At 48.5% G+C, this 14,888-nt stretch carries 14 protein-coding genes; 2 read left to right on the forward strand and 12 right to left on the reverse strand.

The genetic code is table 11. The features are described from left to right. Nucleotides 1–7: 7 nt before the first annotated feature. The 7 genes from BZG81_RS06080 to ffh form a co-directional block, all read right to left on the reverse strand. On the reverse strand, nt 8–397 hold the full coding sequence (locus BZG81_RS06080; RefSeq protein ID WP_077660052.1) for a DUF2799 domain-containing protein: 390 nt from the start codon (nt 395–397) through the stop codon (nt 8–10). Between the two features lie 127 nt (nt 398–524). Continuing rightward, entirely contained in the window at nt 525–1,955 is a 1,431-nt protein-coding gene (locus BZG81_RS06085) for a carbon starvation CstA family protein (protein ID WP_077676980.1), read from the reverse strand. A 244-nt stretch (nt 1,956–2,199) separates the two neighbouring features. Further along, nucleotides 2,200–2,553 carry a 50S ribosomal protein L19 gene (rplS, locus tag BZG81_RS06090; protein ID WP_021022059.1) on the reverse strand — a complete coding sequence of 118 codons (354 nt, stop codon included), beginning with the start codon at nt 2,551–2,553 and terminating at the stop codon, nt 2,200–2,202. Between the two features lie 28 nt (nt 2,554–2,581). After that, entirely contained in the window at nt 2,582–3,337 is a 756-nt protein-coding gene (trmD, locus tag BZG81_RS06095) for a tRNA (guanosine(37)-N1)-methyltransferase TrmD (protein WP_077576447.1), read from the reverse strand. A gap of 25 nt (nt 3,338–3,362) precedes the next feature. After that, on the reverse strand, nt 3,363–3,890 hold the full coding sequence (gene rimM / locus BZG81_RS06100) for a ribosome maturation factor RimM (protein WP_021022061.1): 528 nt from the start codon (nt 3,888–3,890) through the stop codon (nt 3,363–3,365). 28 nt (nt 3,891–3,918) lie between these two features. Continuing rightward, the gene (rpsP, locus tag BZG81_RS06105) at nt 3,919–4,167 is read right to left on the reverse strand and encodes a 30S ribosomal protein S16 (RefSeq protein ID WP_021022062.1); all 249 of its coding nucleotides are present in this window, start codon (nt 4,165–4,167) and stop codon (nt 3,919–3,921) included. Nucleotides 4,168–4,373: 206 nt separating this feature from the next. Continuing rightward, the gene (gene ffh / locus BZG81_RS06110; RefSeq protein ID WP_077459766.1) at nt 4,374–5,756 is read right to left on the reverse strand and encodes a signal recognition particle protein; all 1,383 of its coding nucleotides are present in this window, start codon (nt 5,754–5,756) and stop codon (nt 4,374–4,376) included. 181 nt (nt 5,757–5,937) lie between these two features. Here ffh and BZG81_RS06115 point away from each other — a divergent pair, with 181 nt between their 5' ends. After that, nucleotides 5,938–6,738, forward strand: a complete 801-nt coding sequence (locus BZG81_RS06115; RefSeq protein WP_021022064.1) for a cytochrome C assembly family protein — start codon at nt 5,938–5,940, stop codon at nt 6,736–6,738. 68 nt (nt 6,739–6,806) lie between these two features. Further along, nucleotides 6,807–8,093, forward strand: a complete 1,287-nt coding sequence (locus tag BZG81_RS06120; RefSeq protein ID WP_077646079.1) for an HlyC/CorC family transporter — start codon at nt 6,807–6,809, stop codon at nt 8,091–8,093. A 31-nt stretch (nt 8,094–8,124) separates the two neighbouring features. Here BZG81_RS06120 and BZG81_RS06125 read toward each other — a convergent pair whose 3' ends face one another. From BZG81_RS06125 to gshA, 5 genes are all read right to left on the reverse strand, one after another. Further along, nucleotides 8,125–10,758, reverse strand: coding sequence for a LuxQ periplasmic sensor domain-containing protein (locus BZG81_RS06125; RefSeq protein ID WP_077676981.1), 2,634 nt, complete (start codon nt 10,756–10,758; stop codon nt 8,125–8,127). A gap of 3 nt (nt 10,759–10,761) precedes the next feature. Beyond that, nucleotides 10,762–11,841 (reverse strand): substrate-binding domain-containing protein, encoded by a 1,080-nt coding sequence (locus BZG81_RS06130; protein WP_021022067.1) that lies wholly within the window; start codon nt 11,839–11,841, stop codon nt 10,762–10,764. Nucleotides 11,842–12,122: 281 nt separating this feature from the next. Then, nucleotides 12,123–12,641: an S-ribosylhomocysteine lyase gene (gene luxS, locus BZG81_RS06135; RefSeq protein WP_021022068.1), complete on the reverse strand. Its 519-nt coding sequence runs from the start codon at nt 12,639–12,641 to the stop codon at nt 12,123–12,125. A gap of 28 nt (nt 12,642–12,669) precedes the next feature. Continuing rightward, on the reverse strand, nt 12,670–13,287 hold the full coding sequence (locus BZG81_RS06140; RefSeq protein ID WP_077677004.1) for a transglycosylase SLT domain-containing protein: 618 nt from the start codon (nt 13,285–13,287) through the stop codon (nt 12,670–12,672). A 14-nt stretch (nt 13,288–13,301) separates the two neighbouring features. Continuing rightward, nucleotides 13,302–14,879 (reverse strand): glutamate--cysteine ligase, encoded by a 1,578-nt coding sequence (gshA, locus tag BZG81_RS06145; protein WP_077676982.1) that lies wholly within the window; start codon nt 14,877–14,879, stop codon nt 13,302–13,304. Nucleotides 14,880–14,888: the final 9 nt, after the last annotated feature.

The raw sequence follows: 14,888 nt of genomic DNA on the forward strand, positions 1-14,888 counted from the left end.
CCAGTGCTCAATAAAATAGGCTATTGGATTGGCTTTGAGAATCGTGATGACCACGCTGCCATTCCATTCTAAAACGCTGAGATCCTGGCCGACTTTCACATACGCCCATATACGGGTTTCCGTCTAGCCCAAGCTGATAGGCATGAGCAGGATCGCAGTAATCATCAATACCATGGATGTAGCCTTGCTCATAGTCGAGATAATTTGCATTCATCGGCCCAGTCGCTTTACTTGCCAGGGTTTGTAAATCTTTCACGGATCGCTGTGGCAAACCACGCTGACCATCTTGCTCCCCCAAGCCATACCAATTTTGATCGTCAACCAAACCTTGGGTGGTAGAAGCAGCGCACCCGGCCAAAAGTAAAATGGCGAATAATAAAAAAAACGTCTGTTTCATGCCCTGTCCTACCCTCATAAAAAAGCCTCAGTAAATACTGAGGCTTAGATCTTAGCGTATTTGACTGAATATTGCTTGAAGACCAGTCATATAGCTGAGCGCAGACCCATCAGCTATAACGCCTTACCTATAACTGCTTTTCATTGGCGATTAACTGCGAATTGGGTTTATAACCGATAAAGAACCCAATCGTGGCGGCAACGGTTGCCCCGACACCAATCATGGTAGCGATATTCATTGGTAAGCTAAAACCGATTTCGGCATTGGCCAAATAAGTGACAGTTACCGCAGTCATAAACATCGCAGGAATGGTGCATACCCAGTGCAGCTTATCACGCTTAATAAGATAGGCTGCCGCGGCCCACAACATGATCATCGCGGTAGTTTGGTTAGCCCAGCCGAAGTAACGCCAAATCACGCCAAACTCCGCTTTGGTGATCAAAAAGCCGACCACAAACATGGGGATCGCAATCATCAGGCGCTTCACCATCGGTTTTTGCTGAATATTCAGAAAGTCGGCGATAATCAGACGCGCAGAACGGAAAGCAGTGTCGCCAGAAGTGATCGGCAACACAATCACCCCTAATACCGCCATAATGCCGCCGACCGTGCCAAGTAGCGAGGTGGAAACCTCATGCACCACCGCAGCCGGGCCACCGTTAGCGAGCGTTTGATTAAGCGCGTCACTCGATTCATAGAAGCTTAAGCCCAGACTACACCAGATAAGCGCAATCACACCTTCACCAATCATGGCGCCATAAAAGATAAACCGGCCTGACTTTTCATTCTGCATACAACGCGCCATTAATGGCGATTGGGTGGCGTGGAAGCCTGATACCGCACCACAAGCGATGGTGATAAACAGCAATGGCCATAGTGGCAGATCGGTCGGATGGAAGTTGGTGGCAAAATCGAGCCCTTGGCTATAGAAGCTGTGATCGCTGACGGCCAAGCCGATAATCAAGCCCACCGACATAAAGACAAGCAAAGCGCCAAATATAGGATAAAAACGGCCAATAATTTTGTCTATCGGCACCACGGTGGCCAATACATAGTAGGCAAAGATAATGCCCACCCACAGCGCCACGCTCATTTCTGACAGACTACCTAACAACTTGGCTGGACCGAGCACAAACACCACGCCCACCAGCATCAAGAGTAACACCGCAAAGAAGTTCATAAAATGTTTAGCGAAGTTACCGAGATGCTCGCCCACGACAGAAGGGACAGATGCGCCATTGGCACGCACACTGAGCATACCAGAGAAATAATCATGCACGGCGCCGGCAAAAATGCAGCCAAACACAATCCATAGCATGGCAACAGGGCCATATAACGCACCGAGGATTGGGCCAAAAATCGGACCGAGGCCTGCAATATTAAGCAGTTGAATCAGATATACTTTCTTATCTGACAGTGGCACAAAGTCGACACCATCGTTCATGCTCATGGCCGGGGTCGCTTTTTGTGGTTTTGGCCCAAAAATTTTGGTAATGAAAGTGCCGTAGGTAAAGTAGCCGACAATCAAGGTCACTACGCAAAGTAAAAACCAGGACATAATTGCTCTCCGTGTCGTTAGCAGCGCTGCTGCCAATCTTTTAGTAGGGGACAGATGCCAGTTTGCCGATTGCGTTGTCGAATACACGCGCTTTAACGGCGAGTGGTCGCCGGTGCAGGTAAACGGTTGTAAACAGGATTAAGTGGTGAGGGCGGTGAAGGGTGAGGTGTGAATGAGCCGATTGGCCATTAAAAAAGCCCGTCCTACAGGACGGGCTTTTGAGCAATAAACGCCATAGGGGCGATTACTTCTTGTTAAGACGCTCTTTGATTCGAGCTGACTTACCAGAACGCTCACGCAGGTAGTACAGTTTGGCACGACGTACTGCACCGCGACGTTTAACAGTAATGCTGTCGATAACTGGCGAATGGGCTTGGAAAGTACGCTCTACACCTTCACCGCTAGACATTTTACGTACGGTAAATGCAGAGTGTAGACCACGATTGCGCTTAGCGATAACCACACCTTCATATGGCTGCAGACGCTCACGGTTACCTTCTTTTACTTTAAGCTGTACCAGGACAGTGTCACCTGCTTGAAACTCAGGCAGGTCTTTTTTCATTTGCTCGTCTTCGAGCTGCTTGATGATGTTACTCATTATTTATAACCCTAGAATAAACTGAAACTCAATTTGATTCGGCACTTGCACGATGTTCTTTGATGAACTCGGCAAGTAGTGATTCCTGTTCGTCAGTCAGAGCTAGGTTTTCCAGGAGCTCTGGTCGTCGTAACCAAGTGCGACCTAGCGATTGTTTTAATCGCCAGCGACGAATGTCCTTATGATTACCGGATTTTAGCACCTCTGGTACCACCAACCCATCTAACACTTCAGGACGCGTGTAGTGTGGACAGTCTAACAACCCATTGGCAAAGGAATCTTCCTCTGCTGACGCCATATCGCCTAGCACACCCGGTACAAACCGAGCAACAGCATCGACTAACGTCATCGCGGGCAGCTCGCCCCCACTAAGCACAAAATCTCCCACTGACCATTCTTCGTCAACGTGAGTTTGAATAATGCGCTCGTCTACCCCTTCGTACCGGCCACAAATCAAAATAAGTTTATCATTGCTCGCCAGCGACTCGACCCCCGCTTGATCGAGCTTGCGCCCTTGCGGAGAGAGGTAAACCACTTTCGCTTTATCGCCTGCGGCTTGTTTAGCGGCATGAATCGCATCGCGCAAAGGCTCTACCATCATTAACATGCCCGGGCCACCGCCGTAAGGTCGGTCATCGACCGTACGGTGTTTGTCGTGGGTGAAATCACGCGGATTCCACGTTTCGACGTTTAACAGCCCTTTTTTTACCGCTTGGCCCGTGACTCCAAAATCAGTGACCGCTCGGAACATTTCTGGAAACAGGCTGATAATGCCAACCCACATATTTCCGCTCGCTTACTGTTGGAGTTTAAAAACCAGGATCCCAGTCAACTTCGATCCGTTGAGCAGTGCGATCAATCGACTTGATGACCTGCTCTTCAAGGAACGGAATTAAGCGTTCCTTTTTACCAAAAGCATCTTTCAGGTTGGCTTTAACGACAAGCACGTCGTTCGAGCCTGTTTCAAGCATGTCAGTCACAGTGCCGAGGTGATAGCCTTTTGCATTCACCACGTCCATACCAAACAGCTCACGCCAATAAAACTCTTGATCTGATAAAGCAGGAAGCGCTTGTGCACTGACTGCAATCTCAGCGTTGGTCAGCATCTGCGCGTCTTCGCGCTGATCCAGCCCCGTAAGTTTGGCGACATACCCTTTATTGTGGCGTTTCCAGTCTTCGACCTCGAAACGTTGCCACTGCCCGCGCACCTGGATAAACCAGGGTGAGTAGGCAAAAATGCTTTCAGCATCTTCAGTGTAAGAAAAAATCTTGAGCCAGCCTCGTATGCCGTACGACGAGCCTAGCTTGCCAACGACAATCGTCTCTTGCTCACTCATTTCTTCTTTTAACCCTGACACTGATCAATTACGCCGCTTGCGCTGCGTCTTTGACTAGCTTAGCTACACGGTCAGAAACCGTTGCGCCTTCGCTAACCCAGTGGTTTACGCGATCCAGGTCAAGGCGTAGTTTCTCTTCCTGGCCTTGAGCAACAGGGTTGAAGAAACCAATTTTTTCGATGAAGCGACCGTCGCGCGCCTGGCGGCTGTCAGCTACAACGATTTGATAAAATGGGCGTTTTTTCGCGCCATGACGTGCCAAACGAATGGTTACCATATCGTCCTCATTTGCATTACTTAATAAAATTGGCCCCGTTTCGCGTAAGCAATGCGGGGCCTCGTGCCAAAATAAAGCTCGGGAATTTTACTCTTTATTGCTGTGAATGCAACTGGTTTAGTCAAATTTCCACCAGCTGTCCCCAGCCTCACAGCGAGTTATCAAGCCTGCTAGCACTGGGCTAACAAGCAAAATATCGAATCGGATTAACCCATGAATCCGCCAGGGCCGCCGGGACCACCACCGGGTGGCATCATGCCCTTCATTTGGCGCATCATATTGCGCATGCCACCTTTTTGCATTTTCTTCATCATCTTCTGCATTTGGGTGAACTGCTTAAGCAAGCGGTTGACGTCTTGCACCTGGGTGCCTGAACCGGCGGCAATCCGCTTTTTGCGTGACCCTTTGATGATTTCTGGACGCTGGCGCTCACGCGGTGTCATCGAGTTAATGATCGCTTCCATCTGCAAGAACATTTTATCATCAACGTTATCTTTCACGTTATCAGGCACATTGGACATGCCAGGCAGCTTATCCATCATGCCCATCATGCCACCCATGCCCTTCATCTGCTCAAGCTGATCACGAAAATCGGCCAAGTCGAAGCCTTTCTTCTGCTTGAACTTCTTGGCCATTTTCTCGGCTTTGTCTTGATCGACATTACGCTCGAGATCTTCGATAAGCGACAGCATGTCGCCCATCCCCAAGATACGGGATGCCACCCGGTCAGGATGGAAAGGCTCAAGTGCGTCTGTTTTTTCACCCACACCCAAGAACTTAATCGGTTTACCGGTGATATGACGCACCGACAGTGCGGCACCACCACGGGCGTCACCATCAACCTTGGTCAGAACCACACCCGTCAATGCCAATGCATCGTTAAAGGCTTTGGCGGTGTTCGCCGCATCTTGGCCTGTCATGGCGTCTACCACGAACAGGGTTTCAACAGGGTTGATCGCGCGGTGAACGTCTTTGATTTCGCCCATCATGGCGTCATCGACATGCAAACGACCCGCCGTATCGACAATCACTACGTCATAAAATTTTAGCTTGCCGTGCTCAACCGCGGATTGAGCAATATCGACTGGATTTTGGTCAGTGCTGGACGGGAAAAAATCAACCCCCACTTCGCTAGCCAAGGTCTCCAACTGTTTGATCGCCGCCGGGCGATACACATCGGCAGACACCACTAACACTTTTTTCTTTTCTTGCTCGGTAAGCATCTTACCCAGCTTACCCACACTGGTGGTTTTACCCGCCCCTTGCAAGCCCGCCATCAAAATCACTGCGGGCGGCTGCGCCGCAAGATCCAATTTTTCATTGGCGTCGCCCATCACCGCTTCAAGCTCAGCTTGAACAATCTTGATAAACTCTTGCCCTGGGGTCAGGCTTTTAGAGACTTCAATGCCAACGGCGCGTTCTTTGACGCGTTTAACAAAATCACGAACCACAGGGAGCGCGACATCGGCTTCCAGTAGCGCCATACGCACTTCGCGCAGGGTTTCTTTGATATTGTCTTCCGTTAATCGCCCACGGCCGCTCACATTTTTGAGCGTCCGGGATAAACGTTCTGATAAGTTTTCAAACATGCGTTACTCGCCCACTCGTCCTATTGGCCCATGATTTTTCATCTGGGTGCAATCGCTGTCGCGAAATTACTGAGATTATACCGCAATCCCCCCATCACTTGCATGTATCGATAGCGACAGAGATTGAGGCAAGGTATACTCACACCTTCATTCTTATTGATTAACTGACTGATCGGTGACGATGGAAATTCTGACAGCCTTGTTGGCATCACTGCTTTATCTGGCCGCCATTTTGCAGATCATCCCCGGCTTGTCCAGCAACAATCAAATTAGTGCGAAGCCGGTCTTTTTCACCGCACTGGCTGCGCTGGCGTTACATGCTTATCTGCTCAAAGATCTGATTTTATCAGGAAGTGGGCAGAATCTTAGCATGCTCAACGTCGCCTCCTTGGTGAGTTTTATCATTGCGATGATGACGACCGGGCTAATTTTCCGATTGCGGCTATGGTTCTTGCTGCCGGTGGTTTATGCCTTTGCAGGACTAAACCTTGCGAGCGCGACCCTGCTGCCCGGTGCCTTTATTACGCATCTTGAATCACACCCAGAGGTGCTATTACACATTTCTCTGGCTCTGTTTTCATACTCAACATTGATGATTGCTACCCTGTACGCATTGCAATTGGCTTGGCTGGATTATCAGCTCAAACACAAAAAGCGCCAGGTGATTAATCATAATGTTCCTCCTTTAATGATGGTGGAGCGTCAGCTTTTCAACATCATTTTAGTCGGACAAGTATTATTAACACTCACTCTAATCTCTGGTTTTGTCTTTGTCGATGACATGTTCGCGCAAGGAAAAGCGCACAAAGCCTTCCTCTCGATGGCCGCTTGGGGAGTCTATGGTGTGCTCCTTTGGGGGCATTACCAGTCCGGCTGGCGTGGACGTCGGGTGGTCTGGTTTAGTATCGTGGGCGCGTTTCTCCTTACTCTGGCCTACTTTGGTAGCCGGTTTGTTCGTGAGATATTGATTGCAGGCTATTGATTACGCGCATTTAGCGTAAACACTCGAGCACACGCTCTGATTTTAAAACAAACGTAAGGAACAGTTCGTTGGACGACATATCGACGGGAATATTAATTTCCCTTTTGGTATTGCTTATCGTCATTTCCGGTTATTTTTCCGGGTCTGAGACAGGCATGATGGCACTTAATCGGTACCGGTTGCGCCACCTCTCTAAATCAGGCCACAGTGGCGCTAAGCGGGTCGAAAAACTGCTTACTCGGCCAGACCGATTGATTGGGCTTATTCTAATCGGTAATAACCTGGTAAATATTCTTGCCTCTTCAATCGCCACCGTCCTAGGGTTACGTTTGTATGGCGACGCAGGGATTGCGATCGCAACCGGTGTGTTAACGATGGTGATCCTGGTGTTTGCCGAAGTCACGCCCAAAACGCTGGCTGCTCTTTATCCAGAGCGCGTATCGTTTATTAGCAGCCATTTGCTCACCATCCTAATGAAGGTGTTTTATCCGCTTGTTAGCCTGGTGAACTTTATCACCAATGGCTTTTTGCGCTTGTTAGGAATAGGCGCTAAAGCCGACGGCAAGGATAATCTAAGCACCGAAGAGCTGCGAACCATTGTCAACGAAGCCGGTAGTTTGATCCCCCGTCGTCACCAGCATATGTTGCTATCGATTCTAGAGCTTGAAGAGGTGACCGTGGATGACATCATGGTGCCACGCAATGAGATCACTGGGATTAATATCAATGATGACTGGAAGTCCATCATGCGCCAATTCACGCATGCCCCGCATGGAAGAATGGTGTTATATCGCGATACCATCGACGAGGTGGTTGGGATGCTGCGCGTCCGCAAAGCCTATCGCCTGATGGTTGAGAAAAACGAATTTAATAAAGAGACGCTGCTTCGCGCCGCCGATGAAGTCTATTTTATTCCGGAAGGCACGCCACTGAACGTACAAATGCTTAAATTTCAGCGTAATAAGCAACGTATCGGCTTAGTGGTAGACGAATACGGCGACATGATTGGCCTAGTGACGTTAGAAGATATTCTCGAAGAGATCGTGGGTGAGTTTACCACCTCTTTATCACCGAGCTTGGCCGAAGAGATTACGTCATTGACCGATGGTGGCTATTTGATTGAAGGTAGCGCCAATATTCGCGATTTGAATAAGAGTCTTAACTGGACCTTACCCACTGACGGCCCCCGTACCCTCAATGGTTTAATCCTCGAGCACTTGGAGGATATCCCTAAAAGCCGCTTGAGCATTGAAATTGATGGTCACCATATTGAAATTGTCGATGTTGCCGACAATATGATCAAGCAAGTCAAAGTCCTCCCTACAGACCAACCCGACGCCAATATTAGTGTTTAGACCATGCAGCGCACAACGTTAACTCTCACACTCATGAGTCAGCGTGTGCGCCATGTTTTAAGTGACGGAGCTTTAAGTGGCGGAGCGCCTCGATAAAGCTGGCTTCTTTAATCGGTTTGACGATGATGTAATCCGCGCCTGCTTGGTAAAAAGCGTCATGCACGCTGCCATACGCATCGGCCGTGCAAGCGTAGATGGGGACACTTAACCCGAGCGTTTGCCGTATGGCTTGCGTTGCTTCTACGCCACCAAGATTGGGCATATGGTTGTCCATCAACACCAAGTCATACTTCACTTGCTGAAGGCGTGCTAATGCTTGTTCTCCATCTTTCACCCACTCCACCTCAATATGATATTTATGGCAAAATGCTTGGGCGACCATAGCATTAATCTTATTATCCTCAACCAATAAGACGCGCTTGATGCCGAGCGACACAGGATCGAAAGGCACGTTTTCTGGCGCCTTGGCCGGTTTATTGTCCACCAAGGTGAGCGGCACCTCGACCACAAAGCGGCTGCCTTTATCTGGCTCACTGGTCACATCAATGTCACCTTCCAGCAAGTCTAATAGACTTTTAACAATCGACAGGCCCAGGCCGCTACCACCGTAAGTCCGCGTCACACTGGAATCCGCTTGTACAAAGGGATCGAACAAAGACTCAAGCGCCTGCTGGTTCATTCCTATCCCGGTATCACTCACTACGAGACGCAATGTATATTGACGCAATGTAGATTGACGCAATGTAGATTGATCTGACGAATTTTCATTCCCGTCTGTTTTTTCTACTTCACGTTGCGCTAGGGTGACCGTCAGCCCAACCTGCCCTGCATGAGTAAATTTTATCGCATTACTCATTAGGTTGAATAAGATTTGTGTGAGGCGAGACTGATCCGAGCGTACCATGGTATCAGCCGCAATCGGTGCATCGATATTCAATAAGATAGACTTGCTTTCACAAAGCGGTGTGTAAATGTTCTCCACCGTGCGAATGATATCTTGGAGATAAAACTCCCCATACTCGATGGTCATTTTACCTTGTTCAATCTTAGACAAATCGAGGATATCATTGAGTACTGTGAGTAAGTGCTCACCACTTTGGTATAAACTACCAAGTAGGTCTTTTTGTGCCTTATCCTCAGCTCTATCATTTAATATTTGCGTGATCCCCAAAATGCCGTTAAGCGGCGTGCGTATTTCATGGCTCATTTTGGCTAAGAACTCTGATTTAGCGCGCGCGGAGGCTTCCGCTGCTTCTTTGGCTCGCTGGCTTTGTTGCTCGGCTTCGATAAGAGATGTAATTTCTTGACCTTGGCCGATCACCGCTTTGACTTGGTTATCAACCATTAAAGGTGCAAGATTCCAGCGGTAAACGCGACGGTCAATCTCAATATTGACCCCTTTGAGGATGGTCCCATTAACCGCGCGCTTTAGATGAGGAGAGATGGCATACATAAACTGATCATACAACCAGCTTGAGGCATGGATTTGTTCATCATAGTTCAGCTTTAACTTGGCTGCTGGATTGATACGGGTGATAGCAAAGTCCGTGTCCCAAACAATAATCGGTGATAGCGCGTAATCAAATAAATCTTGTAGGGAGCGCTCTTTCTCGTGCAGCGCATGAAAAGTCGACTCTAAAGTTTTGCCGATGTGATTAAACTCTTCAATATCGGATCCGGCAAACGGCAAGGTACGTTGACGTGATCGCGCCCCTTGGCTATATCGCATTAGCCTATCGAGCGAATCCGCGACCCGAGTTTTCACAAAACGATTGACCCAAAAAGCGGCGATAATAATGATTAGGGTAGTGAGCAATAAGTTGATGCCCATTTGCCGCTGTAATGTGACAACATTGTCATTACGTTGCGCCGATAACAATGAAATTTTGGTTGACTCACCGCCGATGCGAAGCTTGGATTGGCTCACTAAGTAGTGCCGAAACGCTTGACTGCTCTCCTCGCTCGGCAACGTTAACGCCTTGCCTATGTCATCGTTACCACTAAGAGTAGATGCTAAGGTTGCATTGTCTGCCGATAGCCATACCGCCTGAGTGTCACTGGCACGCTGCAAACTTTTCACAAACGAAAAGTTGCCATTCAGCATCACGACCACATACAAATATCCGCCGAGTTTACCGTTTGATTGAAAAACGATCGGCGTTTTTCGCATCAGTAAATAACCTTGCTCTGTATCCGTGGTGACAGTGGTTAAGGTCCAACGATTAATACTTCGTAATTGCAAACGCAGCTGATCCAATCCCTCATTATCAATACCGTGAAACAAGCTACTGCCATCATGCCATAACACACGGTCGTCTTTAGCGATAAAACGAAAGTCAGGGGTATTTGCAACATCTTGTTGCTCTTGTTCGATAAAATAGTCATCAAGTGCGTCACTGTCTTCACTGGCGACCAGTGATTGGAGTGTCATACTTGCAGCATTGGTATTTTGATGAATTTGTAGTGCCGTTAAGCGACTATCAAAGACGTTTTGCAATAGACGAGAAGTTTGTACCAAAGTACGGCTAATCTCTTGATTAATCCCCGCCAAGGTCAACTGGTAACTTTGTATGTAAACGCCCGCGGTCACACATAAGAAGAAGACCACAATCAAGCGAGTCAGTAATTGCGATAGTGATAATTTAGGTGAGCCAAGGGTGGGCATGATCTAATCCGAGTATCTAAATGCATGTTGCTTAAGTTTTTCTATTCGATCCGGATCATCATATTGAGTGACGACGTTAAACCGACCTGAGTACACAACAGGCACAGCTTTTTGTTGTAGATCGCGTTTGATGGCTTCAGCCATCGCCACCCCGGTATCATCGTTCATACGCATCACGGTTGCGTCTAGTTGTCCTGACATAACAGCATCCAATTCAGCGGACCCGCCTCCCCAGCCGTTAACACCAACTTCCTCTCTTCCCAACTCTTCAAGCGCTTTGATTGCCCCAAACGCCACATCCGTCGCGCAAGCATAAATAAAATCGAGTTGCGGATTATTGTTTAACATGGCTTTGGCTGCCTGATAACCAGAATGTTGGTCACCTTTGGTGTAATAAGCCGAGACCAATTGACTATCACCATGGCGACTCATGGTTTCAATAAAAGTGTCCCCACGTGCATCACTCACATAACCTTGAGAAAAAAACAACACCGAGTAACTCGCCCCTTTCGGATAACGCGTTTGATAATAATCAGCCAGTAGCTGACTGCCGCGCTGATGGTCAAACCCCACGTAGAGAAAAGGCTGATTACCTTGCCACGCTTTTACCGGTGTGGTGATATTTTGCAATATGAGCTTGGTTTTTTTCTGTGATAGCACATGATTAATAAACTTACGGTGACGAACACTGTTTAAGGTAAACACAAGATAGTCGGCACCGTCACGCAGCGCCGCATACAAAGACGCACTTTGTTCTCGTATGTCGTTGTTCGGTCGTGTTGTGACTTCTTTTAACTGATAAGGAATATTAAGCGCTTGTAAGCGACGTTCGAACGCTCGCACATTACGCTGCCAATAATCAGAGATTTGCTGACCCGGCACGACCACTGAAATTTTTATCGGTGCCAGCGCACGTTGCATTGGCGCAGGATCGGCTTGCACTTGTTTATCGAGTGTTGCCGTCAGCGCTTTTTGCTCAGGATACCGTGCAAGAAACTCGTCATATGACCAATAGCCATTTAACGACGCTTGCGCACTCGGCACCGTCACCAACAACATGATACCTAGCAGGTAATGATACATACTGATGGGCCGAATATGATGTCTTGTGCGTAAACTCACTTTGGGTTTCACAGCCTTTTTTGATGGTCGATTTCAGTTGTCAGCTTAGCGAAACCCAGGCGAATACGCAGCGACAAAATGCAGAAGCGTGCTTGAACAGGCAAAAAAGCTGCAACGACGCCTACACTTCTCTTGGGTTTATCTAGCTATTGAGACAAAAATAATGAAAAGAACACTCAAATCGGGAGGGGGGGCGGTAACACAGAAGGCAGTGTTACCGCAGAGGGATGACTGGTCGCGTTTTAATCGACGCGCAACGTTTGCAACATCGATTCGGGCAGCGATAGATCATCATTTTTGTTGACGGTCACACCTGCATCTATGATTGCACGAGCAATATCTTTGGCTTCATTCAACGAATGCATCTCATAAGTACCACATTGATATTCGTTAAGCTCCGGAATTTTATCTTGCGAAGGAACAATAAGGACATCTTCCATCGCAAGCTCCCATGCTTTAGCAACCTCCGACTCTTGGGGCTCGCCAATCAAGCTCATATAAAAACCGGTGCGGCAGCCCATCGGTGAGATATCGATGATCTCCACCTTGTCACTATTCAGATGATTACGCATAAAGCCAGCGAAAAGGTGCTCCAAGGTATGGATCCCTTTTTCGGTTAAGTGCTGTTCATTGGGACGACAAAAACGCAAATCAAACACAGTGATGGTGTCACCGCTGGGCGTTTGCATGGTTTTTGCGACCCGTACCGCCGGTGCATTCATGCGGGTATGGTCAACCGTGAAGCTATCTAGTAGTGGCATCTTTCCTCCTTCATTCATCACTGCGGCCTTAAAATGGCCACCAGCTCAGATTGTCTTCTAGTCGTTGCCGGCACCCTTTTAGCTGCCAACCGTAGTCCTTTGCTTGTTGTTCGACTTTACGCGCCACCCGTTTGAGCCCAGGTTTTCGCTCAAATGAGCCACGTTGAAATCCGCCTCTTCCTTCATGGTAAGCTAAATATTGCCGGTAAACATCCCATTGCGACACCCCAAGCTGACGATGCGTTTCTGATGTGTACCAGCCTATAAACTGTAACGCATCGGCAAAGTCGGTGCGAGAGCCGCCATTGTCTGTGGCTTTTTGATAGTCTGACCACGCGGGGTCTTGTGCTTGCGCATAACCATATGCGCTGCTCACTCGCCCCCAGGGTAAAATGCCTAATACATAGTCACGTGGAGGCAAAGCATCGTGAACGAACGCGCTTTCTTGCTTCACAAATGCCATCGCGACCTGAATAGGCGTCCCCCAGCTGTCTTCCATCTCGACGGCCGCCTCAAACCAGTCAGGATTTTGCTCAAAAATCGCACAGACATTGCTGGGGTTATCCGGTGGCGGCGTCGCGCACCCGGGTAACAATATCATGGCGGTGATTATCCCGAATCGGTTGAGAATACGCGTCCTGCTCATCGCCATTATTCCAGTTACCAGCTTTCTGCCATCGGCACATCTTTGAAATAAGCGTTTAGAAACTGCTCAAAGCTTTGTGTGTCACTGGCTTCTACCGCTTTTTGACGTGCCATACTGTCTTCGGCTTCTCGGAGAAAGTCGACATCACTGTGAACCTGATACGGCACATCAGCCAATGCCTCCTTGTGCTCACTCGCCAAGCTTAGGCCAACACCACCAATTCCGCCTTGCGCAATCACGTCTGCCAGCACACGCCCTGATAAGGTTAGTTCGGGGTTATCAAAACACGCAATCATTTTGTCGCATACGCGCTCATAGCGGCTATCACCAACGGTCTGGTCCATCACTTTGGCTAATTGTTTCAGCTCTGCCATCACCTGACGTCCCCACTCGGCCTGAGTTAGGGTACCGCCATTGCATCCTGTGGTTAAGGTTAAGCCGGGTTTTCGCCCTTCAAGTACAATTTTATTCCAGTTATCCCGCCAGCAATTCAGCTCCGGATCGGACATGGGCTCGGAGGGCGATAACGCACACCAAGACACAAATAAATCGAGAAAATGCACTTGATCTTCTTCAATGCCAATAGGGCTGTAAGGATTCACATCCAGTGAGCGGACTTCTATGTACTCTACTCCGCCGCGGCTTAGTGCTTCGGTCGGCTTTTCGCCGCTTTCCGCATTACGCTTTGGTCGAATCGGAGCATAAAGCTCATTCTCAATTTGCAGCATATTGGTATTGAGTTGTCGATAGGTTTCACCGTCACGAATCCCCAACTGTGCAAATTGCTGCGAAGGGGTACGAATAGCGCGACGTAATCCTTCTAAATATTGCTCTAATGTATTAAAGCCTATTTTCAAGTCGGCTTGGGCGTTGTTGGTATAGCCTAAATCACTCAAACGCAGGGACGTTGCATACGGCAAGTAACAGGTTCCCGATGGCATGTGCTCAAACGCCAGCGGACTGTCAGTATGTTTGATAAAGGATCCACACAAAGCCGGTGATGCACCAAACAGGTAAGGGATCATCCAACCATGGCGGTAGTAATTACGGATCAAATCAAAATAGCCTTGTGTCACCGCAGCTTGGCTAACAGTCTCTGAGTGATACAGGTGCTGCCAAAACGCCTCAGGGAGTGAGATATTAAAATGCACGCCCGAGATCACTTGCATCACACTGCCATAGCGGTGTTTGAGTCCCTGCCGATAAAGCGTTTTCATCCGACCAATATTCGAGCTGCCATATTGCGCCAAAGTAATATCGTCTTCCGATGCGACCACACAAGGCATTGACATCGGCCAGAGCTGTTCATCATCCATCTGTTGATAGGTAAAACGATGAATATCCTGCAACTCGTCTAACATCCCTTTCACCGAGGTGTTGACTGGGGTAATAAATTCCAATAAAGACTCGGCGAAATCGGTGGTAATCCAACGATGCGTCAATGCGGCGCCAAGTGCGTCTGGGTGCGCAGTTTGCGCTAAGTGACCATTCGGTGTAATACGAAGTGCTTCACGCTCGAGCCCTCGGGCTATCCCCTTTAATGCGTCTGGGTTTTGCGCTAAACGCGCTAACCGCTGGGTGAAATCAGTCAAAATGTATCT

This window comes from Salinivibrio sp. MA607 (assembly GCF_001996245.1).
Lineage (GTDB): Bacteria > Pseudomonadota > Gammaproteobacteria > Enterobacterales > Vibrionaceae > Salinivibrio > Salinivibrio costicola.